We start from the raw sequence: 26,438 nt of genomic DNA on the forward strand, positions 1-26,438 counted from the left end.
GGTCTGTGGTGGATGTCGTGGTGCGGGTTCAGACTCGTGGGAGCTGTCCCCGCAGCGGTTCGCGGCGCTGGGCCACGGTGGCCTCATAGTCGGCGAGGATGCGGTCCACGATTCCGGCGGCGTCGCCGCGGTAGCCGGCCGGGTCGAGCAGCTCGTCGAGGCGCTCCTCGCTCACCTGGTCCAGGCGCACGACGCCGCGCAGCGCCTCGCGCAGGACCCTCGCCTGCTCGTCGGGGCCGGCGCCGTCCCTCGCGGCGCCGATCGCGGCGTCGACGGCGGACTGGACGCCCTCGCGGCCGCCGTCGGCGACGGGGGCGAGCTCGAGCATGATCCGCTCGCTGGTCAGCAGGGGGCCGGAGAGCGCGAGGTTGGCCCGCATGCGCTCGGGGAAGACCCGCAGGCCCTCCGCGAGCTCGCGCAGCGCGGCGGCCGCCCCCGAGGTCAGGCGAAGCAGGGTGCGCAGGGCGGGCCATTCGGTGTGCCAGGCCCCGCCCGTGCGCTCGTCCTCGGACAGGGCCGCGGCGAGCTCGACCTGCGCGGCGTGCGCGGGGGCCTGGAGCGCGGCGGAGCGGATGAGGGTGGAGAGGGCCGGGTTCTGCTTCTGCGGCATCGCCGAGGAGACGCCGCGCCCGGCGGCGAGCGGCTCGCCCAGCTCGCCGATCTCGGGGCGCGAGAGGAGCATGACGTCGTTGGCCACGTGCCCCGCGGCCGTGCAGGCGGCGGCGAGGGCGTGGGCGAGGTCGGTGACCGGCCCGCGGAAGGACTGCCACGGCGCCACGGCCGCGTCCAGGCCCGCGCGGCGCGCCCAGTCGGCCGCCAGCGTGGCGGGCTCGGCGCCGAGCGCGACGAGCGAGGCGTTGGTGCCCGCCGCTCCCCCGCACTGGACCGGGAACCGCAGCTCGGCGAGCCGGGCCTCCGCATGGGCCACGCCCTGGAGCCAGTTGGCGGCCTTGAGCCCGAAGCTCGAGGGGAGCGAGTGCTGCGCGAGCGTCCGGGCCACCTGGGGGGTGTCCCGGTGCTGCGCCGCGAGGTCCGCGAGCGCGTCGGCGGCCCCGGCGAGGTCGGCCGCGACGGCCACGACGGCACGCCGCGCCACGAGCTGGAGCGCCGAGTCGAGCACGTCCTGGCTCGTGAGCCCCTGGTGGACGGCCCCCTTGCCGGGGCCGTCCGGGTCAGCGTCCGCCACGGCGGCCCGCAGCGCCTTCACGAGGGGGATGACGGGGTTCCCGCCGCCCTGACCCGCCTCGGCGAGCCGGGCGGCGCTGAGCGGCCCGTCCGGCGAGCCGACGGCGGTCCGCACCGCGGAGCGGACCGCGGCGCCCGCGCCCCGGCCCGCGAGGCCGGCGGCCTCGAGCGCCTCGGCCCAGCAGGCCTCGAGATCGGCCATCGCGGCGGCCAGCGCGGCGTCGCCCGTGGGGGCCGCCACGGAGGGCGAGGCCCAGACGGGGGCGAGCAGGCCGACGTCGGCCGGGTCGAGGCTGGCCGGATCGAGGCTGGCCGGGTCGAGGCCCGAGGGGCTGGCCGCAGGACCGGTGGGCCCGGGGGTGGCGGGAACCGTCATCGCTTCGTCCTCGCCCCGCTACGGCTGGCCGTGGAAGTCGAGGAACACGGTCTCGTCCTCGCCCTGCAGGCGGATGTCCCAGTGGAGCGAGCCGTCGGCGAGGCGCTCGGCGATGAGCGTCTTGCGGCGGTCGGGCTCGAGGGCGGACAGGACGGGATCGTTCGCGAGCGCCTCGGTGTCCTCGGGCAGGTACACGCGGGTGAACAGGCGGTTCAGCAGGCCGCGGGCAAACACGGTCACGGCGATGAACGGGGCCTTGCCCGGCTCGGTCGGGCCGGGGTTGACGGTCGTGAAGACGTACTTGCCCGTGTTGCCCACCGCGACGCGGCCCCAGCCCGTGAAGGTGCGGCCGTCGCGGACCAGCGAGCCGGTCTCGGCCACCACGTTGCCCCTGGCGTCCGCCTGCCAGATCTCCAGCAGGGCGTCCGGGATCGGGTCGCCGTGGCCGTCCAGCACCGTGCCGTGCAGGGCGACGCTGCCCGGGGAGCCCGGCGGGACGAGCTCGCCGCCCTTCTCGAACGGCAGCGCGAAGCCGTAGAACGGGCCGATGGTCTGCGCGGGGGTGGCGGTCAGGCTGCGGGCCTGCCCAGTGCTCGCGGTCCCGGTGCTGTTCGTGGTCTCAGTGCTCATCGTCGCCCTGCTCTCCGTAGGCTTCGTTCTCGGTCCACGTGCGCTTCGGGCCGGTCAGGACGATGTCCCACTCGTAGCCCAGCGCCCACTCGGGCGAGGTCAGGTCATGGTTGTACTTTGCGACGAGGCGGTCGCGGGCGTCCTGGTCCACGATCGACTGGTAGATCGGGTCGAGCGGGAACAGCTGGTCGCCGGGGAAGTACATCTGGGTGATGATGCGCTGCGTGAACTCCGAGCCGAAGAGGCTGAAGTGGATGTGCGCGGGGCGCCACGCGTTGAGGTGGTTCTTCCACGGGTAGGCGCCGGGCTTGATGGTGAGGAACTCGTAGGAGCCATCGGGCCCCGTGATGCAGCGACCCACGCCCGTGAAGTTCGGGTCGATCGGGGCCGGGTGCTGGTCGCGCTTGTGGATGTAGCGGCCGGCCGAGTTGGCCTGCCAGATCTCCACCAGCTGGCCCGCCACGGGGCGGCCGTCGCCATCGAGCACCTTGCCGCGCAGCACCATGCGCTCGCCGAGCGGCTCGCCGTTGTGCTGGATGGTCAGGTTCGACTCGAGCGCGTGCACGTCCTGGTGGCCGAATGCCGGGCTGTAGAGCTCGATCGTCTCGGGGTCGGCGTGGTGCAGGCTCTTGGTGGGGTGCCGCAGGATCGAGCTGCGGTACGGGGCGTAGTCGACGCGCGGCTGCGTCTCGGCGGGGGCGCCTGAGGCCCGCCCGGCCTTGTAGGACTCCTCGATGTCCCGGATCTCCTGGCTGACAATCGCCTGATTGTCCGCCGCGGCGTCCGACGACTTGACGGGCTCGCCCATGGGCTCTCCTCCTCTAGCTTCCTTGCAGAGAGTCGTTTCTCAGCAGAGTGCCCCGCGCTTCGCCTGGCCTCCTGTTTCAGAGTAGCGCGATGTTCGCATCCTGGACAAGTGTTCGCGATGCGAACAAATCAAGACGCCCAGGTCCAGCGGGGCTGTGCTGCCAATGTAGGTCTGGACACGCGGTGTGATCTATGGAACTTCCGATCAACGGAAGAAGTTGGGACCGACAGGCAGGCGAGGGCCAGGCCTCCCCCGTTTCGGTCCCCGGCCCCGCGGGTACTGGTGGGAGGTGCTGACGGGAGCCGTGGCCATGGGCCACGCGTCAAAGGTCTTCTCCTCGACCCACTGGTTCGGGATTCCCATCGCGCTGCTCGGCGCTGTCTTCCTCGCCTTGGGCACCATCTACCAAGGACGTGGAGTCGGGGCGCACGCGACGCGGGAGACGAGCCTGCGGGCCCTCGTGCGCAGGCCCGTCTGGCTCGCGGGGAGTGCGATGCTCGGCGCCGCCGTGCTGCTGCAGCTCGCGGCCCTCCGGTTCTCCCCCCTCATGGTCGTCCAGCCGATCGGCGCCGCCGCGCTCGTGGTGACGGCGCTCGTCAATGCCCGCGCGGCCAGCCGCGCTCCCGGCCGGAGGCAGACGGCGGCCATCCTCCTCAGCGTCGTCGGCATCGCCGCGTTCGTCGCCGTGGCAGCGGTCTCGGCGCAGGACGTCGAGATCAGCGACACGCACCTGCGCACGATCCTGGTCCTCCTCGCGGTGGCCGTAGCCGCGGCACTGGCCGTGGGCGCCCGCACCCGAACGCACCCCAGCGCCACCCTGTCCACGGCCGCGGCCGGCGTCCTCTACGGGTTCGTGGCGACGCTCGTGAAGGCCGTGATCGGCCGCCTGGTGCAGGGGGACTTCGCGTGGCTCTCGCTCGTGGGCGTCGCCGGACTCGGCGTCGCGGTCGTCGTCGGTGCCCGGCTCGTCCAGAAGGCGCACGCTGGCGGCAGCGACGAGCTCGTCGTGGCGGGGCTGACCGTCGTGGACCCGATGACCGCCGTCAGCCTCGGCATCGTGGTCCTCGGCGAGGCCGACGCCGCCCCGCCGGCGTCCTTCGCGGGCTTCCTCGCCGCGGGGGCCGCCGCAGTGGTGGGCGTGTGGCTGCTGGCGAAGTCCCAGGAGCACCACCAGCCCGCCGCCGGCAGCCGCACGAGGGAGGGATGAGCATGGGCAGCGTCTCCATCGTGATCCCTGCCTTCAACGAGGAGGGCCTCATCCGGCGCAGCCTCCAGGCCGCGGTGGACCAGACAGTCCCCGCCCGGGAGATCCTCGTGGTCGACAACGGCTCGGCCGATGCCACCGCACGGCTGGTCCGCGAGTTCCAGTCTGCCCATCCGGGCAGCGGAATCCGGCTGCTCAGCCAGAACGGGGCTTCGGGGATCGTCCCCACCCGCAACTATGGCTTCGACGAGGTCACCGGTCGGATCATCGGGCGCTTCGACGCGGACAGCCTCCCCGCCCCGGACTGGGTGGAGCAGGTCGAGGCCTGCTTCGCGGACGGCACCGTCGCGGCAGCCACCGGCCCGGTGTACTACTGGGACCTCCCCTTCCGGCGCTTCCTGCTGCGCCTGGACGCTGTGGTGCGCCGCCTGACGCTCACGGCGGTGCCGAACGAGTACCGCTTCCTCTTCGGTTCCAACATGGCCCTCCGCGCGAGCGCCTGGGAACTCATCCGCGGAGAGACGTGCACGGACGAGCACGACCGCATGCACGAGGACATCGATCTGGCCCTCCATCTGGCGGGAAGGGGCCTTCGGATCGCCTACAGCCCGTCCATGGTCACGGGCATCTCGTCCCGCCGGCTCGACGACTCACCGCGGGACTTCGCCTCCTACGTCACCCGCTTCGGCCGCACCTATGCGGCCCACGGCATCCACTCGAAGCGGCTGGGGGCACCCACCGTGTTCTTCCTCGGCGTCTACGGCCCGGCGAGGCTGCTGCGGAGGGCCTATGCCCGCTGGTCGCGGAGCGATCGGGGAAACGTCTGAGCCCTACCTCCGGCGCCCAGCAAGGGCGAGGCGCAGAGCGACGAGGCCGATGACCGAGACTGCGACCAGACCCGCGAGGTAGAACTCGGAGGACAGCGACGCCACCGCCTGGTCGGTGCCGGGGCGCAGGAACCCGTAGTCCAGGGCGGGAACGGCATTCCCGGTCACGACCACGGCCAGGAACGCGGCGATCCCGCCCATCGAGTCCCACAGCCCGTGGAGCAGAGAGACGCCCACGTAGGCCATGAGCACCCCGGCGCTGAGCCGGTAACGCCCTCCGGGAGCGCGGGCGGCGGCACCGAAGATGATCGCGCCGAGGAGCGCCGTCCAGAGTACGTGCCCGAGAGGGGTCATCACCGAGCGCATCACCTCGGTCTGCAGCAGGGAACCCAGATCGATCCCGTTCTGGGTCAGGGCCGAATTGAACGCATAGCCCGCTGACTCGAAGGCCGCGAACCCCGCCCCCACGCAGGCCCCGAGCAGCGCGCCCAGCCGCGGCTGCCGGGGCAGCACGGACCGGCCGACGACCAGCAGGATGACCGCCTTGACGAACTCTTCGATGAAGCCGACACGGAAATAGATCCACGGCGTCGGATGCAGCTCCGATTCGAGGACTGAGGCGCCGAGGACGCCGAAGACCCCGCCGACGAAGAAGGCGAGGAAGAGCTGGACGGGCACCAGGTTCCCGCCGATCCGTTCGGTCGCGAACAGCACCACCGAGAAGGGCACGAGGAAGCTTCCCAGCAGGATCAGGGTGGGGACCAGGTTGCTGTTGCCGGTCTGGGCCGTCACAACGATCGTGGCGATCCAGAGGACGAAGCCACCGAGCAGCGCCTTCCACCACCACCCGTGGCGATGGGTACGTCGTGGTGCCGAGAGTGCGTTCATGGCGGGCATCCCTTTCCGGTCCTCCTCTACCCCCGCCGCATCGCGAGGAAACGCCGAGGGCTGCCGCGGAAGCGCCCGACCAAACAGAAAACGACCCGGCAGCCGAGGGCTGCCGGGTCGTTCCGCGTCAGGAGATCAGGCGCGGCGCTGCTTGCGCACGAAGCCCAGGGTCGCGACGATCGCGACGCCGAGGACGAGGGCGCCGGCGCCGATCCAGACCATGAGCATCGGGAGCGAGGCACCCGTCTCGGCGAGGGCGGCGCCGCCGGCGTTGCCCATCGAGGCGCTCGTGCCGGTGTTGGCGACGCTGGCCGGGACGACCGTGATGGTGGCCGTGCCGATGTTGCCCGAGGTGAGGCCCTTGGCGGTCAGCGTGTAGGTGCCCGAGGCGTCAGCCGGCAGGGTCACGTTGAAGGAGACGGCGCCGGTGGCGGACGCCTGCTTGGTGAACTGGGTCGTGACGGCAGCCTTCACGACGGAGAGGGTCACCGCGGTGTTCCCGGTCACGGAGGCGCTGACCTCCTCGTTCGGAGCGAAGGAGCCAGCGGCGAAGTTCACGGTCACGGTTCCACCGGGAACAGCATCGCCCGAGACGGTGATGTTGTTGCTCACAACGTAGGCGGCGTTGGCGGCGGACGGCGCAGCGACCAGCGCCGCGACGGCGACGGCTAGGACTGCGAGGGCTTTCTTCAGCATCACGAGGCTCCCCCAGAAGGTGATTGATAGTTGACAGTCGGTTCTGCAACCGCCCGCGACGATGGTTCTAACACGGACACGTTACCGAGCTACATCTTTGCACGAAAGTGCCGATAGGGAAAAGGTAGGCTTATTAACAGTTGGTGTCGAAATCAAGCCTGGCGTTGTTTCGGCGTGTTCACCCCCGAGGAATTGGAGGCGCAGCGTCGTCGAGGCGCCCGGCGCCAGGGACACGTAGGTCTGGGCCACGGGGTAGCCGGCGTCGGCATCGCGGTGCACATCGAGCGGCTTCGAGTCCTTCCAGGCCCCGAGGAACACGGCGGACTGGGGAGCGTACACATTGACCTGGGTCTTCACCACGCCCGGCGGGACGCCGAACACGCCGCCGCCGGTCACATACCGCGGCAGCGCCGTGGCCGCGTTCGGCGAGGCGGCGCTCGTCAGCGTCACGTCCACCTGCCAGGTGGGCCTGCCGTCCTGGCGGCACATGGCCCCGCTGACGCTGTAGGCCTCGCGGAGGTAGTAGTCCATCTTGGCCCCGGTCGCGTCGTTGAGGTAGACGCCGAAGGAGTCCTTGGACGAGCTCGAGGCGGGCGGCCAGCCGGCGAGGTCCGCGGCGGCGATGGCGTCCTGCTCCTGCTTGTCAGGGCTCCATGCGAGGAGCCTCCGCTCCGATGCGGCATGTGCCAGGGCGTCGAGCATGGCCTTCGGCTGGAAGCCTCCGGCCGAAACCTTCTGGAACACCGCCGCCGCGGCCGTGGCGAAGAACTCGTCCTTCTGCTGGACCACGCGGTAGTCGGCGTACGCATCGCTGAGGAGCAGCCGCACCGCGTTGCCGCTGTCCATGGTCTCTCCGCTCGGCAGCTTGACCGGTCCCGTGGCCTTGAGCAGGTAGCCCAGGGCCACGGGGTCGAGGGAGACGACGCCGTCCACCTTCTGCCCGAACTGGCGCCGCCACATCTCGGTGGCCAAGCGGGCACTCACCGGGAACTGCGGGGTGAGGTTCACGTCCTGGAAGTACTGGCCCGTGATGGTCTCGTAGAGGCCCTGGGTCTGGTCCGTCAGCGGCAGGACGGGCTCCTCGAACGGCCCGATGTTCTTGCCCGCCGCCTGCCGCCCGAGCGTGATCTTCCCGTGGTCCACGCGGACCTCGGCCGCAGCGCCGGGGATGCCTCCCGTGGCCCGCAGCTCGGCGTTGTTCTGGAAGATCACCAGATAGGTGCGCGGACCGTCACTGCCCAGCATGGCGGGAAGCACGCTCGTGGCCGTGTCCGCGGCCGAGACCTGCTGGGCCGCCTCGCCCACCACGGTCTTGAAGCGCTCGAGCCCGTCACGGACGGGAGGCAGCGTTCCGTCCCCGGGCGTGAGCGCCGCGAGCTGGGCAGAGGCATCCTTGAGCGCCTTGTCGGCCTGGACGATCGCCGGGCGCGCGGCCGAGACCGGCTTCAGGTCCACGGCGCCGTGGGACGGCTTCAGCGTGGCCGGGCTGATGGTGCCGGCGACGTCGGCCAGCGGCAGCACTGCCTGGTGCGTGACCGTGCCGAGGATGTCCGCGAGCCGGGAGCCGGTGGAGAAGTTGGTGCCCACGAACGGCACGTGGGCGGCCAGGCCCCAGACCGGATCGTCCACGTAGGAGCGCCCGGCGTCGACGTGGGCGGCGAACTGGCGGGCCGAGTCCTGGGCTGCGCTGCCCTGTCCCGCGACGACCTGGGTCTGGATCACCTTGGCCAGGCGCTGGGCCTCGCCGATCTCCTGCTGGGCCAGGAACGCCCGCACTCCGAGCCACACGCAGCACCCGAGCAGGAGCAGTACGGCGACGGCGGCACCGGCCAACCACGCTCCCATGCGCCCGCTCGGCCAGCGCAGGCGGCGACCGCCGGAGCGGCGGCCGGCCACCCGGCGTCGGCCGCTCTCGGGTCGGCCGCCCTCGGACGGGGCCTCAGCATGCGCCTGCGGTGACGGCCTTCTTCGGCGCAACGGCTGGTCCTTCCCCCTGGGCCACATGGCAGCGAACGCCCCGGCCCGGCGATCCTGCCGTGGCGGCGACGTTCGGCATCGCCATCCTACGGGACGGGGACGGGCCCGGTGGTAGCCTTCGATCCGTGCGCCGCCGGGCGCCCGGATACCCGCGATGACGGCCTGTGATGCCGCCCTGTGAGTGGAGGACCATGGTCACGAAGACCTCCCGCCGCGTCCCGCGGCTCGTGTGGGCCGGCCTCGGGCTGGTCGCCGCGGTGCTGTGCGGCTGGACGGTGGAGGCCGCCGCGTCCGCCCGCCTCGACCCGGCCCTGCTGGGGATCGCCGCCTACGTGCTCGTCTGGGTCCCGCTCGTCCTCGCCCTCATGCTGAGCTTCGCCGGGCAGACCATGCGCGAGGCGGCGGCGTTCCTGGGCCTGCGGTTCCGGGCGATGGACCTCCTGTGGGGCGTGGGCATCGGGTGCCTCGCCCGCGCGGCGGACGCCCTCATCCGCACCGTGGCCACCGGCTCGACCGGCCTGGCTCCCCAGCCCACGCTGAGCTCGATCGGCGGGATCGGCGTCCAGGCGCTCGCCCTGGGCGTCATCGCGCCCGTGGTCATCGCGCCGATCCTCGAGGAGACCTATTTCCGCGGCCTCGTGCTGCGCTCCCTCGCCGCCGCCCTCGGCAGGCTCTCCGCCGCGGCGAGGTGGGGCGCCGCCGTCGTCATCACCGCGGCCGCGTTCGCGCTGGTGCACGCCCTGCTGCTGGCCGGCACGCCGGGCGAGGCGGTCCTCACCGGCGTCTCGACGTTCCTCTTCGCTCTCCTGGCGGGGGCGGTCGCGGCGGCGACCCAGCGGCTCGGGGGCGCCATCGTGGGGCACGTGGTCTTCAACGGGCTGGGCGTGCTGCTGACCTGGGCCGTCTGACGCGGCCAGTCGCCCCGAGGAGATTCGGACCCGGGCGACTCAGGCCTTCGGCTGGCGCCCGATCAGGCAGGCCCCCTGCGCGACCGGGGCCGCGAGCTCGGTCGAGATGCTCGCGTCCGAACGGACGAACTGCCCCACGAGGCAGTCCGCGCCCACCCGGACCGAGACCGTGAGCACGGGGGCCTGGAGGTTGGCGCTCGTCTGGTCTGCGCTGCGCTGCATCGCGGACGGCGCGAACCCCGCAGCGGCCAGCGCCCCGGTGAGGGTGGCCGCGTCCACCGACGAGGACGACGCCGACCGTGCCGCGCCTTCCAGCGTCCGCGTGAACACCCCGAGGTTCTCCGTCGGGGAGGCTCCCGGGTCGAACCGGGTGAGGCTGCGGGCGGGCGAGGGCGTGGGCGCCGGGGCGGCCGGCGCGCTGGTCGCGGGAGCCGCGGTTCCGGGCTGGGCGCTGGGCGTGCCAGCGGAGCCGGCACCGGCACCGGCCGCGGCACCGAGGTCGAGGCCCTGCAGCGCACCGGCAAGCCCGATCCCGCCGACCGCCAGGAGCACCACCACCACGGCCGCCCACACGAGGTTCTTCGTCCGGCTGCCCCTGCCCTCGCTCATGCGCCCCCGCCCACGGTCGCCTGGTCGTCCACGAAGGTCGCGGCGAGCCAGGGGAAGACCCACTGGTCGAGGACGATGAGGAGCACCGCGGCCATCAGGGTGAGGATCAGGATCCTCGCAAGGAGGGGGCCGGGGAGGGACCTCCACAGGGCTCGGTACATGTCAGCCGTCCTTCGCGAGGGTGGGGGCGAGCTCCGCGGGCGGCGCCGTGTCGAAGCCCACGAACGTCCCGTAGGCCGCCACCCGCTCGAGCGGGGGGAAGATCGCCGGATAGCACGTGGTCAGGGTGATGAAGCGCTCGCTCCCGGCCGTGCGGGACACGGTGGGCACGGCGTTGAGCACGTCGATCGCGTCCGGCTGGACGAACTGGAAGTTGCGGAACGTGTAGGTGTACCAGCCGAGGGAGGTCTGGATGTAGACCTTGTCGCCGAGGCGGAGCTTGCTCAGGTTCAGGAAGCTGTTGCCGTAGCCGATGTCGTGGGCGGCGACCGCGAAGTTCCCGACGCCGCCGGGCATGGCCGTGCCGGTGTAGTGGCCCACGCCCGCCGTGACGCTGTTCAGGACCCTCTCGGTGTCCACGGACTGCCGCACGATCCGGCGCCAGCCGTCGCCCAGGCGGGGGATGTAGATGACGCCGATGGTGTCCGCGACGGCGGGGGGCTCAGCGGCGACGGGGATGGTCGCGGCGGCCGGGGCGGCCTTCGGGCCGGCGGTCGCGCCCGAGGGCTTCGGCGCCGGGACTGCCGGCGGTGTGGCCGGCGCCTTGGCCTTGAGCTGCTGGGTGAGCTGCCTGCTCTGCTCGGCGGCCACCTTGTCCTGGCGCAGGCCCACGACCCACGGGTTGAAATACGCGTACCAGAGGATGAACAGCCCGATGATCAGCGCGAACGTGATCAGCAGTTCCCCGGTCACGCCCAAGGCCTTGATCAGGGCCGCCCGGCCTGCGGTCCCGCGTGTCGCCGCCACGTTCCTCCCCCACCAGCTTCGGCTCCCAGCCCTTCGAGGATACAAGCTCGCCCGCGGCGTCCGCGCCGGGCGCCCGCGCTGCGGCTACGGTGAGGACCATGTCCACACCCCCTCCCATCCGCGTCCCGTACGGCCCCCATCCCGACCAGTGGGGCGACCTCCACCTCCCGGCCCCCGGCGGCGGCCGTCCTGGCGGCGGGTGGCGCGGGATCGCCGTCGTGATCCACGGCGGCTACTGGCGGGAGAAGTACACGGCCGAGCTCGGGGCCCCTGTTGCCCGTGACCTCGCCGAGCACGGCATCGTGGCGTGGAACCTCGAGTACCGCCGGGCGGCCACGGACGGGCCGGACGGCAGCCGGACCGCGGGCGACGGCGGGTGGCCGGCCACGTTCCTCGACGTCGCCGCCGGGATCGACCGCCTCGCCGACGTGCCCGTCCTCGACCTGCTCGCGGGCGACGACGCCGCGCGGCTCGCGGAGCTGCTCTCGGCTGGGCGGGTGGTCAGCCTGGGTCACTCGGCCGGCGGCCATCTCGCCGTCTGGGCCGCCGGGCGGCACCGGCTCCCCGCGGGCGCGCCGGGGGCCGCCCCGGCCGGCGAGGGGCCCCGGGTGGCGCTGCGCGGCGTCGTGAGCCAGGCCGGCGTGCTGGGACTCGCCGAGGCGGAGGCGCGCGGGCTCAGCAGCCACGCGGCGAGGAATCTGATGGGCGGCGCCTCGACGGACTCGGCCGAGCTCGCCCAGGCGTTCAGGCTCGCCGACCCCATGTGCGCGCTGCCGATCGGCGTGCCTGTCCACGCCGTCCACTCGCGCGACGACGACGCGGTGCCGTTCGCCCTCTCGGAGGCCTACGTGGCCGCGGCCCGGGCGGCCGGCGATCCCGCGGTGCTGCACGTGACCAGCGGTGACCACATGGCCGTCATCGACCCGGCGCACGAGGCATACCGCCTGTGCCGCAGCCTCGCGGAGGAGCTGCTGGGCTGAAGCATCAGATGGCCCGGTCGGCATCTTGACCGACGCAGGGCAGCGGACCGACAGTGTGCTCTGTGAGGCGCGAGGCAGTCCGCGAATACCTGGCCAGTGCGCTCTGGGCGATGCCGACTGCTGCGGCCGTCCTGGCGCTCGTCGTCGGGGCGGGACTCTCCTCGGTGATCGTCGACCCGGCGTCGCCTTTCGCTGCCCTGGTGTTCCAGGGGACGTCCGACGACGCGCGCAACCTGCTCGTCAGCATCGCAAGCACCATGGTCACCGTCATCGCCCTCGTCCTCGGCCTGACGGTGGTGGCCCTCCAGCTCGCCTCGACGCAGTTCAGCCCGCGGCTGTTGAGGAACTTCCTCCGCGACATTCCCAACCAGCTGACCCTGAGCGTCTTCGTCGCGACCTTTGCCTACAGCACGGCAGGGCTGTACACGGTCGGCATCGCCAGCGGCCAGCGGGTCGAGACCTACCCCCGCCTCGCGGTCAGCGGCGCGCTGCTCCTCCTGTTCGTGAGCATGGTCATGCTGGTGTACTTCGTGCACCATCTCGCGCATTCGATCCAGATCGACCAGGTGATGAAGGGCGTCGAGAAGGCGACCCTGAGAGTGCTCGAGCACTCCTTCGTCGAGGGGGATCCCACGGTGCGCCTTCCGACGCCGCCGCCGGGCGCGATCGCCCTGACTGGGACGCGGTCCGGCTACGTCCAGGCGGTCCACGCCGAAGCCTTCGTCGCGGCGCTGGAGGCCAGAGGCCTCAGCGCCCTGATCGTCCCCATCGTAGGGCGCCACGTCGTGGCGGGGACGGCGCTCGCGTGGGTGTGGGGCACGGAGGACAGCGGCACACCCGACCTTGATCCGCGGTCCCTGGCAGACCTCCACCGGGTGATCCTGCAGACCGTCAGGATCGGCTACGAACGCACCCTCGAACAGGATGTCGCGTTCGGCATCCGCCAGCTGGCCGACATCGCGTCCAAGGCGCTCTCGCCCGCCGTGAATGATCCCTACACCGCGAACCAAGCGGTGGACCACCTCGCATCGATCCTCGCCGCCCTCACGGTCCGTCAGCACGGGCCCCGGGCCGTGAAGGACGGGAAGGGCAGGGTGCGGCTGCACGTGCCGGCTCGGGACTTCGAGTACCTCCTGGAACTCGCTCTGGGGCAGGTGCGCCGCTACGGCGCCAACGAGCCCAGGGTGGTCCGTGCTCTCCTGCGGGTGTGCCGCGACGTCGGAGGGTTCGGCGACGAGGCCCACCGCGCCGTCGTCCGACGCTATGTCACGACGCTCCTCGACGACGTCCAGCGCATGGTTCCCCAGGCTGCGGACCGCGAGCCGCTGCTGGCGGAGGGCGCCGCGGTCCTGGCGGCGCTCGCCTAGGAGGGAGGCGGCAGCCGGCCGTCATCAGGCATCGTCGGCGATGCCCTCCTCTGCCTCGGCTTCGGCGTTCCGCGTCCCCCGGGGCCGTCCGGCCTTGACCCAGGCCGCGTAGAGCCCCGCGGCGATCAGGACCGCGGCGGCGAGGCTGATGGCAGGGAGGCCGCGGGCAAGGTTGGCGACCAGGGTGAAGGCCACGACCAGGGCGCCCGCGACGTTCAGGACCAGATGCCCACGGCGCCCGTCCCGGTGGGAGAACAGGGCCATGGACACCAGGCCGGCAAGGAAGCTCAGGAACACGGACACCGCGTAGAACAGCACGAGCTCCTGATCGTCCCCGTCCGCGGCGGCGGTGACGGCTGCGGCCAGGAGGACGAACACCGCGGTTCCCCAATAGGGCGTGTGGTGGACGTTGGACCTCCCCAGAGGGGACGGGAGGATGCCGACGCTCTCGCCGCGGGCGTCCGTGTGCCGGGCCAGGGCCTTGAGCAGCCCGGGACCTGCCTGGAAGGACGAGCTCGCAGCGGAGAGCAGGAGGAGCGCGGTGACCAGCTGGAAGGCGGCGAAGACGGGCGCAGGGGCCACGAGGCGTGCCAGTTCGGCGATCTGGGTGCTCTCCGCAGGCGGGATGCCCACGCCGAGCTGGACGGCTTCCAGGGTCAGGCCGAGGGTGATTGCGCCGACGACACCGAGGGTGAGCCATAGGGTCACCCTCCCAAAGCGGGCGCGCCCGGCGTTGTCGAGCTGGCCCAGCTGGGCGATGGCCGAGGAGGGTGCTTCCACCCCGGTGGCCAGGGCCATGGCCACCGGGAACGCCAGCACGACCGCCAGCACGGGGCCCTGCACAGGTGCCGCGCCTTGGTGCGCCGCGGCCTGGGGCTCGGCGAAGAGCCCGTAGGCGAGGACGAAGCCGGACACGGCGATGAAGGCGAGGGTCATGGCGGCGAACACCAGCCGGCCGAGGTGCCCGAACCACGTCATTCCCCCGACCACGAGCACCAGGGCGACGGCGAGAGGCAGCCGCCATGGGGCAAGGGCGGGGAAGTACGCGATCACGGCAGAGGCGCCGGCGGAGACGCTGATGGCGATGGTCAGCACGAAATCCACCACGAGCGCCCCGATCGGCAGGAAGGACCAGCCGTCGCCGAAGGCTTCCCCGACGGCGGCCGAGGCCCCTCCCCCTCCCGGGTAGCGGCCCACCAGTTGGCGGTAGTTGAGGATGACGAGGGCGATGATCGCCACGACCAGCACCATGGTGGGTGCAAGCAGGGCCAGGTTGCCGTCCAGGGCACGCAGGGCGGCCTCGATCGCGTAGGCGACAGAAGAGACCGGGTCCGCCATCACGGCGAAGGCGAACCCCAGGAGGAGGGCGGACTCTGAGCGCAGCAGGCCGGGGCCGAGCTGGGCAGGAGTGCGGGATGACGTGCGCATGGGAACCTCCGGTTCGGCAGCAGTCCGATACGACTGCCGACCAGACTTCCCGGCGCACCTGCCCCCAGCCTAAGACTCCGGGACGGCCCGCGGAGGGCCCTTTACGCAACCTTTGCGTGGCCCGGGCCGACCCTTCTCGCCCCTTCACAACGCCGCCCAAACAGCGTAGACACGGAAGGTCAGCCCAGCCCATCCCTAGGAGCACCCCCATGCGCTACCGCAAGCTCGGAAGTTCTGACCTCGAGGTCTCGGAGATCTCACTCGGCTCGTGGCTCACGTACTCGGGCGGCATCGAGGAGGAGCAGACCCGCGCCTGCACGGAGGCCGCGTTCGACGCCGGCATCAACTTCTTCGATACCGCGAACGTCTACGGTCGGGGCGCCTCGGAGACGGCCTGGGGCGAGATCCTCTCGAAGCACCCGCGCGATTCCTACATCCTGGCCACGAAGGTGATGGGCCGGATGTCCGACACCGACGCCGGCCTCGCCCCCGAGCAGATCGCCAAGCAGATCGATGCCTCCCTCTCGCGGCTGCAGACGGACTACGTGGACCTCTACCAGGCGCACCGCTTCGACACGTCCGTGCCGATCGAGGACACGATCGAGGCGTTCCAGAAGGTTCTCGCGCAGGGCAAGGCGCGCTACCTCGGCTTCAGCGAGTGGACCCCGGAGCAGATCCAGGCCGCGATCGACATCGCGGGACCCGACCTGTTCGTCTCCTCCCAGCCGCAGTACTCGATGCTCTGGCAGGCGCCCGAGGCCGAGGTCTTCGGGCTGTGCGCGGCCAACGGCATCTCGCAGATCGTCTGGTCCCCGCTCGCCCAGGGCGTCCTGACGGGCAAGTACAAGCCGGGGCAGGACATTCCGGCGGACAGCCGCTTCGCCAACGACTCCATGAACATGGCCAAGGACCTTGTGCTGTCCGATCCGGTCCTCGAGGCCGTGCAGCGCCTCGTCCCCATCGCCGAGGGCGCCGGGCTGGACCTGCCGACCATGGCCCTCGCGTGGGTCCTGCGCCGCAGCGAGCTCGCCTCCGCCATCACCGGCGCCTCCCGCCCCGAGCAGGTCCACGCGAATGCGGCCGCGTCCGGGGTCGAGCTCTCCCCCGACGTCCTCAGTGCCATCGACGAGGCCCTCGGCGACGTCCCGATCCGCGGGCCGAGGCTCGCCCCCAATGCGCAGGAAGGGGTCCTGCACCGCGCCTGAGGCGAGGGCGCGCGGCGGCGGCGACCACGCGCCGTCGTGCGCCCGGGTGCGCTACGCCCCCGGCTGGCCCGCGACCCAGGAGCGGGTCACGCCGAGGACGCGCTCCCCGTCGAGATCGGCGAGCGAGGCGCCCACGAAGCGGACGGCGGCCTCGGACGTCTGCCAGCGGAAGCGGTAGGCGGTCGAGGTGGCGGCGTCGGCGATCGCGGCCCCGGCGTCCGCGGCGGTCTGCGCCCCCGCGAAGGCGCCCGAGGTGCGCGCGAGGTAGGCCTCGAGCTGGGCGCCGTACGCGCCGACGTCGGCCGGCCGCTCGACGTTCGCCACGAACTCGCTCGCCACCGCGGCGGGCTCGACGATGCTCACCCGCACCCCGAACGGCTCGACGACGGGTGCGAGGGACTGCATGAAGCCCTCGACCGCGAACTTGGCGCCGCAGTAGGCGTCGGCGAAGGGCTGGCCGACGGCGCCGCCCACGCTCGTCACGGTCACGATGCGGCCGTGGCCGCGCTCGCGCATGCCCGGGAGGACGAGCCTGGCCAGGTGCACGGGCGCGAGGTAGTTGACCTCGAGCTGGTCCCGGATCACGTCCATCGGGAGCTGCTCGGCCGTCCCGACGCAGCCCCTCCCGGCGTTGTTGACGAGGACGTCGATCCTGCCGTGGTCCGCGGCCACGGCGTCGACGAGCCCCTCCGCGGCGGCGTGGTCGACGACGTCGAGCGCGCGGACATCGAGGACGACGCCGGCCGCCTCCGCCGCCTCGCGGAGGGCACCGGCGCGCGCGGTGTCGCGCATCGTGGCGACCACGGTCAGGCCGCGGCGGGCAAGTTCGACGGCGGCGTGCAGCCCCATCCCGGACGAGGTGCCTGTGACGAGCGCGACATCGGGCATGCGCACAGGGTAGCAACGCCCCGTGGATCGGCAGCGCGGGAATCCGGGACCTCGGACTCTGGGGACGCGGCCCCGAACCGCGCAAGGTGGGGTGGTCAGGCCGCCCGCAGTGCGGGCGCGACCGGCGGAGTCGGGAGGCATGATGTCTGGCGCAGGAGAATCGCCGGCGACGGGACGGGACGAAGGCTCCCAGCCGCTCGCAGGCAGCACCCCGAAGGGCAGCGAGGCGAGGGGCTCCGCGGATCCGACGTCCTACGGGACGGCGCCGGCTCCCGAGCGGGGCTACAAGTACGGCTCGGGAACACGCGAAGGCTGGAGCGAGACCGAAGAGGTCGAGCCCGGGCCCGAGGACGATGTCCTCTGAGGCCCTGACACAGGCCGGGCGCTGATGGCCGGCCCCCTGACGGGACCCCTGCTCGTGGGCGCGCCCACGGACGGGGTGCTGGGGCGGGTGCGCGAGGAGCTGGAACGCCGCGGGCAGGCCGCGGCCGTGCTCGCCCCCGCGGCGTACGCGCGCCGGGTCTCGGTGACGATCGGCGGCCGCACCGCCAGGGTCGAGCCGGACGTGCCGCTCCTCCTGAGGTCCCGGGAGCCGGGGGCGGACACGGCCGGCGCCGGCGCCGTGGCGGAAGCCCTCGCCCTCGCAGGCGCCCTCTCGGCCTCGCCGGTGGTCAACAGGCCCCCTCTGGGACTCCCCGCGGCACCCTCGTCGCGCGAGGCGATCGACTGCCTCATGTCCGCCGGCAGGATGCGCCCGCCGCTGCTCCTGGCCGAGCGCCGCAGCGGCGCAGGGCCCGTGGACCCCGCGGCCTTCGAGCAGGAACCGCTCCCCGGCCCGGACGGCGCGGAGCACGGCACGGCGGTGCGGTTCCGTGAGCGGATGCCGCCGGGGTGGCTCTATCAGAAGGTCCTCGTGGTGGGCGACCAGTGCTGGCTTTACCACGAGACGGTGGCCGCGCCACCCGAGATCCGACGACTGAGCCTCGAGACCGCCGCGATGTCGGGGCTGGCCTTCTGCTGCCTGTACTGGCGCACCCTCCTCCCCGAGCCCGGGACGGGCCCTCTCCTGCTGCGCCTCGCGCGGGTCTCGGCCCAGCCGACCGAGGCGGAACTGGCGGACATGGCCGGCACGGCGGTGTCCGCGGTCGCTGACCTGCTGCTCGCATGAGCGTCCTCCTCCTCGGCCGCGGCCACGACCCCGTGCTGGCCTATCTGGCCGACCGGGGGCGCGCGCTCGGGGTGCGGTGCGATGCGGTCGACGCCGGGCGGATCGCCGCGGAGGGGTCCTGGGACCTCAGGCTGCCCGGCGGCGGGGTGCTCCGCTCGGGCACGGCAGCCTGGGACCTCTCGGCCTACACCACGGTCATCGCGCGGGGCCTGGAGCTCGAGGCCGCCGGCGGCCCGGCGCCGCACGGCTGGGCCGGATTCGTCGACTCGATCGGCCCGTGGCTGCGGACCTGCCGCCCGGCGGTGGTCAACCCGCCCGCACACCCCGGGGGCGCACCCCCGGCCGCCCTCGCCCTGATGGCCGCGATGGCCGCGGGGCTGCCCGCGGCGGACTGGCGGTGGGAGCTGGACCGGGCGGCCCGGGCTGCTTCCGGCGCCGCGGGCAGGTCGGCCAGCGGGACTGCCGACGGCTCTGCCGTGCACAGCCTGTACGTGGTGGGCGAGGCGGTCCTCCCCTCCCCCGCCGGGCCGGGCGGCGGGCAGCTGCCCGGCCCCGAGGTCCACAGCGCGCTGGCCCGGGCGACCGCCAGCCTGGGCTGGCTCCTGGCCCGGTGGGACGCGTCCGTGGACCGCGACGGCGTGTGGCGCTGGCGCGGAGCCGACCCCGGGCCAGACCTCCGCCGCGACGACGGCCTCCTGGACGGCGGCGTCTCCCGCGCGGTCCTTGCCCTGCGTTCCCGCCCGCCGAGGAGCACTCTGGCGTGGCCGGCCTCCGCCCCGCGGGGACCTGCCGCCGGGCCGGCCCTCCACCGCGGCGGGTGCCGGAGCGGGCTCGATCCCTGCCCCTGCGGATCGCCGGCCCGGATTGACCTCGTGGACCGGCTCCTGGCCGAGGCCGCTGACCGACTCGACCACGGCCTCCAGGCCCCCGAACGCTGGCAGGGGCCGATGCGGCGCGAGAGCCTCCGCTACGGGACGGCGCCGGAACGGGCGCACTATGAGGACGCGTTCAACGGCCTCGCGCGGGATTCGTCGTCCGGGGCGGTCCCGCCGCTGACGGTGGACCGCCTGCGGGCGCTGCACGTGGAGGCCGGCGGGGATGGGGCGCTGCGCACCGTGCACCTGTGGATCCCCGGCGGCCACACCTTCCCGCACCCCGCAGCCGTGCTCCCGCTCCTGCAGGAGCTGTGCGCGGCGTACGAGGAGGACATCGGGGCCGCGTCCGCCGGCGGCCCCCGGACCGGCTACAGCGCGGCCCTCCGCCTCCACCTCGGGCTGCTCACGATCCATCCCTTCCGGGACGGGAACGGCCGGCTCTCCCGCCTCGTGGCCGCACGGGAGCTGATGCGCGGTGGGTACCGCGCCCGGGTGCTGACGATCCTGGACCAGCACTACGAGCAGTGGCCCCACGTGTACACCGCTCTCCTGACCGCGGTCGAGGACGGGCGGATCTGCCGGCCGGCCTGCGTGCTCGGGATGCAGCTCGCGGCCCTCGTCCGGGCCTGGCGCGAGGCCCCTGCGCTCGCCCGCACCCGGCGGGCGGCGAGCGGTGCCCTTCCGACCGTGGGCGAGGGAGCCCTGGCCCAGATCCTCGGGCCCGTCCTCGCGGACGCGGCGACGGCGGACGAAGGGAGGTGACCCCGCGTCGCGCGGAAGGTGACCCCGGGTCACGCGGGAGGTGACCCCGCGTCGCACGCAAGGTGACCCCGCGTCGCACGCAAGGTGACCCCGGGTCGCACGCAAGGTGACCCCGGGTCGCACGCAAGGTGACCCCGGGTCGGGGAGGCGACCGGGCGGCGTCGTGCGTCCGGGAGCGCAGGCGCGCGGGGGCTGCCCCGCCCGGCCTTGTGGGCTGGCCCACTCCTCGCGTACCATCGTTGTGAGCGATATTAGAACACGGTGTTCCATTATGGAACACCGAGCGAGATATCGGACAGGCAATGCGATGGCGAGTGGTCGCCACCCCACAGAGAAGTGAGGAAACCCATGCAGTTCCACCATCACGGCTACGTCTCCACGAACCCCAAGGTTCAGCCGGCCGCGGGCGTCGGCCTCAACCGCCCCGAGGAGCTCCCCGACCAAGTCGACGTCCTGATCATCGGCACCGGCCCCGCGGGCATGATCACCGCCGCGCAGCTGTCCCAGTTCCCGGACGTGACCACGCGCATCATCGAGCGCCGCCCCGGGCGTCTCGAGATCGGCCAGGCGGACGGCATCCAGGCCCGCAGCGTCGAGACGTTCCAGGCGTTCGGCTTCGCCCCCGAGATCATCGCCGAGGCGTACCACATCACCGAGATGAACTTCTGGCAGCCCGACCCGGGGAACCCCCAGAACATCGTCCGCACCTCCCGCGCGGTCGACGACGAGATGGGCATCAGCGAGTTCCCGCACCTGATCGTGAACCAGGCCCGCGTCCTCGACTACTTCGCCGACGTCATGCGGAACTCCCCCACCCGGATGACCCCCGACTACGGCTGGGAGTTCCTCGGCCTCGAGATCGGCGAGGGCGAGTACCCGGTGACCGTGCGGATCGTCGGTTCCGGGCCCGAGAACCAGGGCCAGGAGCGCACCATCAGCGCCAAGTACGTGGTGGGCTCGGACGGCGCGCGCTCCAAGGTGCGCGACGCGATCGGCTGCGAGATGAGCGGCGACCGCGCCAACCACGCCTGGGGCGTCATGGACGTCCTGGCGAACACGGACTTCCCGGACATCCGCACCAAGTGCGCCATCCAGTCGCACGACGGCGGCAGCATCCTCCACATTCCGCGCGAGGGCGGGTACCTGTTCCGCATGTACGTGGACCTCGGCGTGGTGCCGGACGACGACCACGGCAAGATCCGCCAGACCCCGCTCGAGGAGATCATCGCCCGCGCGAACAAGATCCTCCACCCCTACACCGTGGACGTGAAGAGCGTCGCGTGGAACAGCGTCTACGAGGTGGGCCACCGCGTGACCCACCGCTTCGACGACGTCCCCACCTCGCTGGCCGGCACCCGCACCCCGCGCGTGTTCATCACGGGCGACGCATGCCACACCCACAGCGCCAAGGCCGGCCAGGGCATGAACGTCTCGATGCAGGACGGGTTCAACATCGGCTGGAAGCTCGGCCACGTCCTCGAGGGCCGCAGCCCCGAGAGCCTGCTGTCGACCTACACCGCCGAGCGCCAGGTGATCGCGCAGAACCTCATCGACTTCGACCGGACGTGGTCCTCGATGATGGCCAAGAAGCCCGAGGAGTTCGAGAACCCCCAGGAGCTCGCCGACTTCTACGTGCGCACCGCCGAGTTCCCGGCCGGGTTCATGACCGAGTACACCCAGTCCATGATCGTGGGCGCGGCCAGGCACCAGGCCCTCGCCACCGGCTACACCGTGGGCAAGCGCTTCAAGTCCGCCCGCGTCGCCCGGATCTGCGACACGAACCCGCTGCACCTCGGCCACCTCGCCGCGGCGGACGGCCGCTGGCGCATCTACGTCTTCGCCGATGCCGCCAAGCCCGGCACCGCCGGCTCGACGCTCGAGAAGTTCGCGGACTGGCTCGCGACGGACCCGGCCTCGCCGGTCGTCGCCACCCCCGAGGGCCTCGACCGCAACGCCTGGTTCGACGTGAAGGTGGTCTACCAGCAGGACCACCGCGCCTTCGACCTGAACGACGTCCCGGCCGTGTTCAAGCCCCAGGTGGGCGAGTTCGGGCTCAACGACCTCGAGAACGTCTTCGGCACGCTCCCGGACGATGACATCTTCGCCCAGCGCGGGATCGACCGCGACGGCGTGGTCGTGGTGGTCCGCCCCGACCAGTACGTCGCCGACGTCCTGCCGCTCGCGGCCACCGACGAGCTCGGCGCGTTCTTCGCCGGCGTCCTCAAGGGCCACGCGGCAGCGCAGGTCTGAGCCGCTCGGCCGCACCGCCACACGAAGCACGACGGCGCGGGGCCGCCTTCCGTACGGGAGGCGGCCCCGCGCCGTCGTCGTCCGCGGAATTGCGGAAATGCGTCTGCAGGCGGCCTTCGGCGCGCGAGGTGAATTGTTTCCGGGTGAGGGCCACTGGGCAATTGCGGGCCACAGCAGCATCAAGCGAAACATTGATAACGGAAGGCCTCGCCATGATCGACTCACTCACTGCGGGTCTCGCCGAAGTGGCGCGATTCGTCCCGCAGTTCCTGCTCTTCCTCGTCATCCTCATCGTGGGCCTGCTGGTGGCCAAGGCCATCGCCAAAGCGCTTTCTCGGCTCCTGGCAAAGGTGGGCTTCGACCGCTGGGTTGAGCGCGGCGGCGTGAAGCGCGCCCTTGCCAATTCCAATCTCGACGCCAGCGAGATCGTCTCGAAGATCATCTACTACGCGCTGGTGCTCTTCGTGCTCCAGTTCGCCTTCGGCGTCTTCGGGCCCAACCCGGTCAGCACCCTGCTCGCCGCGATCATCGCCTTCCTTCCCAAGATCGTGGTGGCGATCATCATCGTGATCGTGGCCGCCGCCATCGCGGCCGCGCTCAAGACCCTCATACAGGGCTCCCTCGGCGGGCTCTCGTACGGCCGCACCCTCGCCAACATCGCGAGCATCTTCGTGATCGGCATCGGCATCATCGCCGCGCTGAACCAGGTGGACATCGCGGTCACCGTCACGACGCCGATCCTCATCGCGGTGCTCGCGGCGATCGTCGGTGTGGTCATCGTCGGTGTGGGCGGAGGCCTCATCAAGCCGATGTCGCAGCGCTGGGAGCGCTACCTCTCCCGCGCCGAGGAGGAGGCCCCGCGTGTCAAGGCCCAGGCGGACGCCGCTCCCCCGGCCAGCGAGCAGATCAAGCAGGCGGCCCGGGCGCACATGCCCGACTCGGCCGACGGCGGCGCCCACAAGTACTGAGCGCACACTGGGCCTAGGGCGCGTACCACGCCAGAGCACGACCGGACGCATGAAGGAGGAACCGCGATGCTCACCAACGCAGACCTCGAGGACCTCAAGGACGGCCACGGGGACGTGGTCTCCCAGGACGGGGAGAAGATCGGCGGCATCGGCGACTTCTACCTTGACGACGAGACCGACGTCCCCACCTGGGTCACCGTGAAGACCGGGCTCTTCGGGACCAAGGAGTCCTTTGTGCCCCTCGAAGGGGCACGGATCGCCGAGGAGAATCTCGTGGTTCCCTACACGAAGGACCACGTCAAGGACGCGCCCCGGGTGGACGCGGACGAGCGCCTCGAACCCGGCGAGGAGGACCGCCTGTACCGGCACTACGGCCGCTCGGCGCCGGAGGATCTGGCGGACACGGAGCGGGCGCAGAACGAGGTGGCCCTGCAGGAGGGCCCCGTCGGGCAGCTGCGGGAGAGCCGCCTCCGCAGGCACCAGCTCGGGACCAGCATGAACCAGCCGGTCCCGGTCGTCACCGACGTTGACCGCACCCCGGTCGAGACGGACAGGAGCCTCGATGACGACGGACCCCGCTGACGGACAGGACGTCGCAGGCCAGCGCGCCGGCGGGGAGCAGCCACCGGCCGCTCCCCCTCCCGCCACCCGTCCGACTTCCACGCCGCCAACCGGACCTCGGCGGGAGGAACCGGAGGTGCAGCCCGCGTACGCGCGGCAGGGCGTGTCCCGGGCGGGAGCCACCTGGACCGCCGTCATTGCGGGGCTCGTGGTCTTCATCCTGCTCGTGGTGTTCTTCATCCAGAACCAGGACATGGTCCAGGTCCATTTCCTCGGTCTGATCGGGCCTGTGCCACTGGGCCTCGCCCTGTTCATTGCGGCGGTCGCCGGCGGCGTGCTCGTGGCGATCGCCGGGGCCATCCGGATCATCCAACTCCGGGCGGCCGCGCGCCGCGCGCGGCGCGGGACCGCACGGTAGCCGTCTGCGCAGGCGGCCGCCCGACGGCGAGCGCAACCCGGATGTTGCCCGCCGCATGGATGAGGACCGCGACCACGAGGAAGGCGGCGAGCACCTGGCCGGTCGTGGCAGCCACGGCCGGCCACCCGCCGTCGAGCGTCGGATCGAGGAACGTGTAGACGTACCAGCCGTCGATGCCGCCGCGGATCCACGAGAACGCGAGGAACGCCGCCGGGTAGGCCATCCACGCGATGGGGCGCCACCACCGGCCGCCGACGGTGCGGGTGACGAGGAGCCAGTCGAGCGCCATCACGAGCGGGACGATCCGATGGTGGATCATCTGCGGCCAGTACAGGTCCAGGGTCCACCACGGCTCGTTCGGCGGGGCAACGAGGACCACGTAGATGATCCCCGTCATGACCAGGTAGAACGTGAGCGCGCCGAACAGGTGGTCCCACCTGAGCGGGAGGCCTGCGCGCGGGAACGCCGCGGACAGGATGAGGACGAGTCCCACGGCCAGGTTGGACTGGACCGTGAACTCCGAGTAGAGCTGCGGGATGTCGACGTCATTGGTCGGCAGCGTGGCGTCGACCGTCTTCTGCATGAGGGCCACCAGCGCCGCGACGCCCACCGTGGCGCGCACGAGACGGACCCAGAGGCGGTCCGGGGACAGCGCGTGGTTGGCTCCGAGGTTGCGCGCGACCGGGGGAAGGAGACTCGATGTCGCGCTCATCGGCCCAGTCTGCGCCGGCACCGGAGCCAGGCCCAGAGACGAAAGTACCGTCAGTCGCCCCGGGCCCCGCTCCACATCTCCCCGGCTCAGAACCCGGACGGCATCCTCGGTGTGTAGTGCTCCTCGAGGGCCCTGACCTCGTCCTCGGTCAGCGCCAGCTCAAGGGCAGCGGCGGCGTCCGGGAGGTGATGGGGCTTGGTCGCGCCCACGATCGGTGCGGACACCACCGGGTTCCGCAGCACCCAGGCGAGCGCGACCTGCGCCATGGGCACGCCCCGGGCCTCCGCCACGCGCTGGAGGGCATCGACGATCGGCTTGTTCACCTCGCCGGAGTAGCGGCTCTGCAGGGGATCGGTCGTGGCGCGCGCGGTCTGCTGGTCGCTCCACGGCCGGGTCAGGCGGCCCTTGGCGAGCGGGCTCCACGGCATGCTGCCCACGCCGGTCGTGGCCAGCAGCGGCATCATCTCGCGCTCGTCCTCGCGCTCCACGAGGCTGTACTGGTCCTGCATCGAGACGAAGCGCGTCCAGCCGTTCGCCTCCGCGGCGTGCTGCATCGCCTGGAACTGCCAGGCCCACATGGACGAGGCGCCGAGGTAGCGCGCCTTTCCGGCCTTGACCACGTCGTGCAGCGCCTCCATCGTCTCCTCGACCGGGGTCTCGGGGTCGAAGCGGTGGATCTGGTACAGATCCACGTAGTCGGTGCCGAGGCGGGCCAGGGACGCGTCGATCTGCTCCATGATCGCCCGCCGGGACAGGCCGCGGCCGCCGGGGCCCTCGTGCATCGGGAAGAAGACCTTGGTGGCCAGCACCACGTCCTCGCGCCGGGTGTACTCCCTGATCGCGCGGCCCACGATCTCCTCGCTCGAGCCGTAGCCGTAGACGTTCGCCGTGTCCCAGAACGTGATGCCGAGCTCGACGGCCTGGCGGAACAGGGGCTCGGCCGCGTCATCGCCGAGGGCCCACTCGTTGTAGCCCCGTGAGGGGTCGCCGAAGCTCATGCAGCCGAGGGCGAGGCGGCTCACGCGGAGCCCAGAAGTGCCGAGACGGGTGTACTGCATGGGAGAAGAGTCCTTTCGTCAGCGGTCCGGATGGAACCGACGCTACGCCGCCGCGCCACGACGAGGGAGGCCCTGCCAGTGCCCGGCTCGGCGGGTTGAACCGCCCGGGCCCGGTGGCCGAGGCTGGGACGATGAATGAAACGGTCTGCCGCGTCCGCATCCGCTGTACCCCCGAAGCGCTGTGGGGCGCGCTCACCGACACCGAGGTGCCCCGGCCGTGGAAGAGCGGCGAGACGGTCCACAGCTCGTGGGCGCCCGAGGCAGCCTACGAGCTGCGCGCGGGCGGGTCGGAGGTGGCCCTCGGGCACGTCATCGCGATCGACCCTCCGCGGCGGCTCAAGGCGACCTTCGATCCCCGCTGGGACCCGGTCGTGGTGAACGAGCCGCCGGGGACCCTCGAGTACCGCATCGAGGCCGCCGAGGAGGGCACCTGCGAACTCACGGTCCGGATCACGGGGCTCAGCGGCGCCTCGGCCGCCGCGGTGGAGCGGGACACCTCCGCGACCTACCTGCGCCTGAAGGAGTGGATCGAGGCAGGCGGGGACCAGTAGACCCGGGGGCGGAACCGACCGGCTTTCGCGTTCGGTGGCGCCCGAGCCCCGGCGTGTCCGGGCGACACGCCGGGAGTGCGGCCTCATAGCAGGTCGGAATCGCTGCCCCCCAGAAAAAAGGCGCCCGAACCGCCCTTCCATCTGAAAGTCATCTCCTGAAGGTCAATGTCCTG

General features: G+C 72.2%; 27 protein-coding genes. 14 read left to right on the forward strand and 13 right to left on the reverse strand.

The annotated features are described in order from the left end of the window. Window positions 1-28: 28 nt before the first annotated feature. From ACVWWH_RS04045 to pcaH, 3 genes are read right to left on the reverse strand one after another with little or no spacing between them, the layout of a single operon-like run. Window positions 29-1,561 carry a lyase family protein gene (locus ACVWWH_RS04045; protein WP_457315711.1) on the reverse strand — a complete coding sequence of 511 codons (1,533 nt, stop codon included), beginning with the start codon at window positions 1,559-1,561 and terminating at the stop codon, window positions 29-31. Between the two features lie 18 nt (window positions 1,562-1,579). Continuing rightward, a complete protein-coding gene (pcaG, locus tag ACVWWH_RS04050) occupies window positions 1,580-2,191 on the reverse strand; it encodes a protocatechuate 3,4-dioxygenase subunit alpha (RefSeq protein ID WP_457315712.1) in 612 nt (203 codons plus the stop codon). Next, complete coding sequence (gene pcaH, locus ACVWWH_RS04055) at window positions 2,181-2,999, reverse strand: protocatechuate 3,4-dioxygenase subunit beta (protein WP_457315713.1); 819 nt, start codon at window positions 2,997-2,999, stop codon at window positions 2,181-2,183. Before pcaH ends, pcaG begins: the two co-directional genes overlap by 11 nt. A 310-nt stretch (window positions 3,000-3,309) precedes the next feature. Between pcaH and ACVWWH_RS04060 the strand changes: the two genes are divergently transcribed. After that, window positions 3,310-4,206: a multidrug DMT transporter permease gene (locus ACVWWH_RS04060; protein ID WP_457315714.1), complete on the forward strand. Its 897-nt coding sequence runs from the start codon at window positions 3,310-3,312 to the stop codon at window positions 4,204-4,206. Between the two features lie 2 nt (window positions 4,207-4,208). Then, window positions 4,209-5,030 carry a glycosyltransferase gene (locus ACVWWH_RS04065; RefSeq protein ID WP_457315715.1) on the forward strand — a complete coding sequence of 274 codons (822 nt, stop codon included), beginning with the start codon at window positions 4,209-4,211 and terminating at the stop codon, window positions 5,028-5,030. Window positions 5,031-5,033: 3 nt separating this feature from the next. On the opposite strand, the gene ACVWWH_RS04070 is transcribed toward ACVWWH_RS04065, so the two are convergent. The 3 genes from ACVWWH_RS04070 to ACVWWH_RS04080 all read right to left on the reverse strand — a co-directional run bounded on the left by ACVWWH_RS04070 (window position 5,034) and on the right by ACVWWH_RS04080 (window position 8,459). Then, window positions 5,034-5,918 (reverse strand): PrsW family intramembrane metalloprotease, encoded by an 885-nt coding sequence (locus tag ACVWWH_RS04070; protein WP_457315716.1) that lies wholly within the window; start codon window positions 5,916-5,918, stop codon window positions 5,034-5,036. 135 nt (window positions 5,919-6,053) lie between these two features. Further along, window positions 6,054-6,614, reverse strand: a complete 561-nt coding sequence (locus ACVWWH_RS04075) for a hypothetical protein (RefSeq protein ID WP_457315717.1) — start codon at window positions 6,612-6,614, stop codon at window positions 6,054-6,056. An 81-nt stretch (window positions 6,615-6,695) separates the two neighbouring features. Then, complete coding sequence (locus ACVWWH_RS04080; protein ID WP_457315718.1) at window positions 6,696-8,459, reverse strand: DUF4012 domain-containing protein; 1,764 nt, start codon at window positions 8,457-8,459, stop codon at window positions 6,696-6,698. A gap of 323 nt (window positions 8,460-8,782) precedes the next feature. Between ACVWWH_RS04080 and ACVWWH_RS04085 the strand changes: the two genes are divergently transcribed. Next, a complete protein-coding gene (locus ACVWWH_RS04085) occupies window positions 8,783-9,499 on the forward strand; it encodes a CPBP family intramembrane glutamic endopeptidase (protein ID WP_457315719.1) in 717 nt (238 codons plus the stop codon). A gap of 39 nt (window positions 9,500-9,538) precedes the next feature. On the opposite strand, the gene ACVWWH_RS04090 is transcribed toward ACVWWH_RS04085, so the two are convergent. Genes ACVWWH_RS04090 through ACVWWH_RS04100 form a run of 3 tightly spaced genes read right to left on the reverse strand, consistent with a single transcriptional unit; the run spans window position 9,539 to window position 11,074 of the window. Next, window positions 9,539-10,108, reverse strand: a complete 570-nt coding sequence (locus ACVWWH_RS04090) for a DUF6993 domain-containing protein (RefSeq protein ID WP_457315720.1) — start codon at window positions 10,106-10,108, stop codon at window positions 9,539-9,541. Beyond that, window positions 10,105-10,269: a hypothetical protein gene (locus ACVWWH_RS04095; RefSeq protein WP_169803090.1), complete on the reverse strand. Its 165-nt coding sequence runs from the start codon at window positions 10,267-10,269 to the stop codon at window positions 10,105-10,107. The genes ACVWWH_RS04090 and ACVWWH_RS04095 overlap by 4 nt, the downstream gene beginning before the upstream one ends. A 1-nt stretch (window position 10,270) precedes the next feature. Next, the gene (locus ACVWWH_RS04100; protein ID WP_457315721.1) at window positions 10,271-11,074 is read right to left on the reverse strand and encodes a class E sortase; all 804 of its coding nucleotides are present in this window, start codon (window positions 11,072-11,074) and stop codon (window positions 10,271-10,273) included. Between the two features lie 98 nt (window positions 11,075-11,172). Between ACVWWH_RS04100 and ACVWWH_RS04105 the strand changes: the two genes are divergently transcribed. Together ACVWWH_RS04105 and ACVWWH_RS04110 are read left to right on the forward strand one after the other, a co-directional pair. After that, a complete protein-coding gene (locus ACVWWH_RS04105) occupies window positions 11,173-12,054 on the forward strand; it encodes an alpha/beta hydrolase (RefSeq protein WP_457315722.1) in 882 nt (293 codons plus the stop codon). Window positions 12,055-12,116: 62 nt separating this feature from the next. Next, on the forward strand, window positions 12,117-13,421 hold the full coding sequence (locus ACVWWH_RS04110; RefSeq protein ID WP_141305397.1) for a DUF2254 domain-containing protein: 1,305 nt from the start codon (window positions 12,117-12,119) through the stop codon (window positions 13,419-13,421). Between the two features lie 24 nt (window positions 13,422-13,445). Here the strand turns inward: ACVWWH_RS04110 and ACVWWH_RS04115 are convergent, their stop codons facing one another. Then, window positions 13,446-14,849, reverse strand: coding sequence for a hypothetical protein (locus ACVWWH_RS04115; RefSeq protein WP_457315723.1), 1,404 nt, complete (start codon window positions 14,847-14,849; stop codon window positions 13,446-13,448). Between the two features lie 209 nt (window positions 14,850-15,058). On the opposite strand from ACVWWH_RS04115, the gene ACVWWH_RS04120 reads away from it, so the two are divergent. Continuing rightward, window positions 15,059-16,054 carry an aldo/keto reductase gene (locus ACVWWH_RS04120; protein ID WP_457315724.1) on the forward strand — a complete coding sequence of 332 codons (996 nt, stop codon included), beginning with the start codon at window positions 15,059-15,061 and terminating at the stop codon, window positions 16,052-16,054. Window positions 16,055-16,105: 51 nt separating this feature from the next. Here the strand turns inward: ACVWWH_RS04120 and ACVWWH_RS04125 are convergent, their stop codons facing one another. After that, window positions 16,106-16,942 carry an SDR family NAD(P)-dependent oxidoreductase gene (locus ACVWWH_RS04125; RefSeq protein ID WP_457315725.1) on the reverse strand — a complete coding sequence of 279 codons (837 nt, stop codon included), beginning with the start codon at window positions 16,940-16,942 and terminating at the stop codon, window positions 16,106-16,108. 139 nt (window positions 16,943-17,081) lie between these two features. Between ACVWWH_RS04125 and ACVWWH_RS04130 the strand changes: the two genes are divergently transcribed. The 7 genes from ACVWWH_RS04130 (at window position 17,082) to ACVWWH_RS04160 (ending at window position 23,944) form a co-directional block, all read left to right on the forward strand. Beyond that, entirely contained in the window at window positions 17,082-17,306 is a 225-nt protein-coding gene (locus ACVWWH_RS04130) for a hypothetical protein (protein ID WP_457315726.1), read from the forward strand. A 24-nt stretch (window positions 17,307-17,330) separates the two neighbouring features. Then, complete coding sequence (locus tag ACVWWH_RS04135) at window positions 17,331-18,110, forward strand: hypothetical protein (protein ID WP_457315727.1); 780 nt, start codon at window positions 17,331-17,333, stop codon at window positions 18,108-18,110. After that, entirely contained in the window at window positions 18,107-19,747 is a 1,641-nt protein-coding gene (locus ACVWWH_RS04140; RefSeq protein ID WP_457315728.1) for a Fic family protein, read from the forward strand. Before ACVWWH_RS04135 ends, ACVWWH_RS04140 begins: the two co-directional genes overlap by 4 nt. Before the next feature lie 348 nt (window positions 19,748-20,095). After that, window positions 20,096-21,997 carry an FAD-binding monooxygenase gene (locus ACVWWH_RS04145; protein WP_457315729.1) on the forward strand — a complete coding sequence of 634 codons (1,902 nt, stop codon included), beginning with the start codon at window positions 20,096-20,098 and terminating at the stop codon, window positions 21,995-21,997. A 212-nt stretch (window positions 21,998-22,209) separates the two neighbouring features. Continuing rightward, window positions 22,210-22,965, forward strand: coding sequence for a mechanosensitive ion channel family protein (locus ACVWWH_RS04150; RefSeq protein WP_066501391.1), 756 nt, complete (start codon window positions 22,210-22,212; stop codon window positions 22,963-22,965). A gap of 66 nt (window positions 22,966-23,031) precedes the next feature. Continuing rightward, the gene (locus ACVWWH_RS04155) at window positions 23,032-23,547 is read left to right on the forward strand and encodes a PRC-barrel domain-containing protein (RefSeq protein WP_457315730.1); all 516 of its coding nucleotides are present in this window, start codon (window positions 23,032-23,034) and stop codon (window positions 23,545-23,547) included. Between the two features lie 115 nt (window positions 23,548-23,662). Further along, window positions 23,663-23,944, forward strand: coding sequence for a LapA family protein (locus ACVWWH_RS04160; RefSeq protein WP_457315731.1), 282 nt, complete (start codon window positions 23,663-23,665; stop codon window positions 23,942-23,944). Here ACVWWH_RS04160 and ACVWWH_RS04165 read toward each other — a convergent pair. Both ACVWWH_RS04165 and ACVWWH_RS04170 read right to left on the reverse strand, forming a co-directional pair. After that, window positions 23,892-24,656 carry a Pr6Pr family membrane protein gene (locus ACVWWH_RS04165; RefSeq protein ID WP_457315732.1) on the reverse strand — a complete coding sequence of 255 codons (765 nt, stop codon included), beginning with the start codon at window positions 24,654-24,656 and terminating at the stop codon, window positions 23,892-23,894. The genes ACVWWH_RS04160 and ACVWWH_RS04165 overlap by 53 nt on opposite strands. 86 nt (window positions 24,657-24,742) lie before the next feature. Continuing rightward, window positions 24,743-25,714: an aldo/keto reductase gene (locus ACVWWH_RS04170; protein WP_457315733.1), complete on the reverse strand. Its 972-nt coding sequence runs from the start codon at window positions 25,712-25,714 to the stop codon at window positions 24,743-24,745. Between the two features lie 131 nt (window positions 25,715-25,845). On the opposite strand from ACVWWH_RS04170, the gene ACVWWH_RS04175 reads away from it, so the two are divergent. After that, a complete protein-coding gene (locus tag ACVWWH_RS04175; RefSeq protein WP_457315734.1) occupies window positions 25,846-26,265 on the forward strand; it encodes an SRPBCC domain-containing protein in 420 nt (139 codons plus the stop codon). Window positions 26,266-26,438 lie beyond the last annotated feature (173 nt).

The sequence above is a fragment of the Sinomonas sp. RB5 genome (assembly GCF_054063535.1).

Excerpts from the sequence above, each read along its gene's own strand:
- ACVWWH_RS04045 (WP_457315711.1), bottom strand. The coding sequence starts at position 1,561 with ATGACGGTTCCCGCCACCCCCGGGCCCACCGGTCCTGCGGCCAGCCCC.
- pcaG (WP_457315712.1), bottom strand. The coding sequence starts at position 2,191 with ATGAGCACTGAGACCACGAACAGCACCGGGACCGCGAGCACTGGGCAG.
- pcaH (WP_457315713.1), bottom strand. The coding sequence starts at position 2,999 with ATGGGCGAGCCCGTCAAGTCGTCGGACGCCGCGGCGGACAATCAGGCG.
- ACVWWH_RS04060 (WP_457315714.1), top strand. The coding sequence starts at position 3,310 with ATGGGCCACGCGTCAAAGGTCTTCTCCTCGACCCACTGGTTCGGGATT.
- ACVWWH_RS04065 (WP_457315715.1), top strand. The coding sequence starts at position 4,209 with ATGGGCAGCGTCTCCATCGTGATCCCTGCCTTCAACGAGGAGGGCCTC.
- ACVWWH_RS04070 (WP_457315716.1), bottom strand. The coding sequence starts at position 5,918 with ATGAACGCACTCTCGGCACCACGACGTACCCATCGCCACGGGTGGTGG.
- ACVWWH_RS04075 (WP_457315717.1), bottom strand. The coding sequence starts at position 6,614 with ATGCTGAAGAAAGCCCTCGCAGTCCTAGCCGTCGCCGTCGCGGCGCTG.
- ACVWWH_RS04080 (WP_457315718.1), bottom strand. The coding sequence starts at position 8,459 with ATGGGAGCGTGGTTGGCCGGTGCCGCCGTCGCCGTACTGCTCCTGCTC.
- ACVWWH_RS04085 (WP_457315719.1), top strand. The coding sequence starts at position 8,783 with ATGGTCACGAAGACCTCCCGCCGCGTCCCGCGGCTCGTGTGGGCCGGC.
- ACVWWH_RS04090 (WP_457315720.1), bottom strand. The coding sequence starts at position 10,108 with ATGAGCGAGGGCAGGGGCAGCCGGACGAAGAACCTCGTGTGGGCGGCC.
- ACVWWH_RS04095 (WP_169803090.1), bottom strand. The coding sequence starts at position 10,269 with ATGTACCGAGCCCTGTGGAGGTCCCTCCCCGGCCCCCTCCTTGCGAGG.
- ACVWWH_RS04105 (WP_457315722.1), top strand. The coding sequence starts at position 11,173 with ATGTCCACACCCCCTCCCATCCGCGTCCCGTACGGCCCCCATCCCGAC.
- ACVWWH_RS04115 (WP_457315723.1), bottom strand. The coding sequence starts at position 14,849 with ATGCGCACGTCATCCCGCACTCCTGCCCAGCTCGGCCCCGGCCTGCTG.
- ACVWWH_RS04120 (WP_457315724.1), top strand. The coding sequence starts at position 15,059 with ATGCGCTACCGCAAGCTCGGAAGTTCTGACCTCGAGGTCTCGGAGATC.
- ACVWWH_RS04125 (WP_457315725.1), bottom strand. The coding sequence starts at position 16,942 with ATGCCCGATGTCGCGCTCGTCACAGGCACCTCGTCCGGGATGGGGCTG.
- ACVWWH_RS04130 (WP_457315726.1), top strand. The coding sequence starts at position 17,082 with ATGATGTCTGGCGCAGGAGAATCGCCGGCGACGGGACGGGACGAAGGC.
- ACVWWH_RS04135 (WP_457315727.1), top strand. The coding sequence starts at position 17,331 with ATGGCCGGCCCCCTGACGGGACCCCTGCTCGTGGGCGCGCCCACGGAC.
- ACVWWH_RS04140 (WP_457315728.1), top strand. The coding sequence starts at position 18,107 with ATGAGCGTCCTCCTCCTCGGCCGCGGCCACGACCCCGTGCTGGCCTAT.
- ACVWWH_RS04145 (WP_457315729.1), top strand. The coding sequence starts at position 20,096 with ATGCAGTTCCACCATCACGGCTACGTCTCCACGAACCCCAAGGTTCAG.
- ACVWWH_RS04150 (WP_066501391.1), top strand. The coding sequence starts at position 22,210 with ATGATCGACTCACTCACTGCGGGTCTCGCCGAAGTGGCGCGATTCGTC.
- ACVWWH_RS04155 (WP_457315730.1), top strand. The coding sequence starts at position 23,032 with ATGCTCACCAACGCAGACCTCGAGGACCTCAAGGACGGCCACGGGGAC.
- ACVWWH_RS04165 (WP_457315732.1), bottom strand. The coding sequence starts at position 24,656 with ATGAGCGCGACATCGAGTCTCCTTCCCCCGGTCGCGCGCAACCTCGGA.
- ACVWWH_RS04170 (WP_457315733.1), bottom strand. The coding sequence starts at position 25,714 with ATGCAGTACACCCGTCTCGGCACTTCTGGGCTCCGCGTGAGCCGCCTC.
- ACVWWH_RS04175 (WP_457315734.1), top strand. The coding sequence starts at position 25,846 with ATGAATGAAACGGTCTGCCGCGTCCGCATCCGCTGTACCCCCGAAGCG.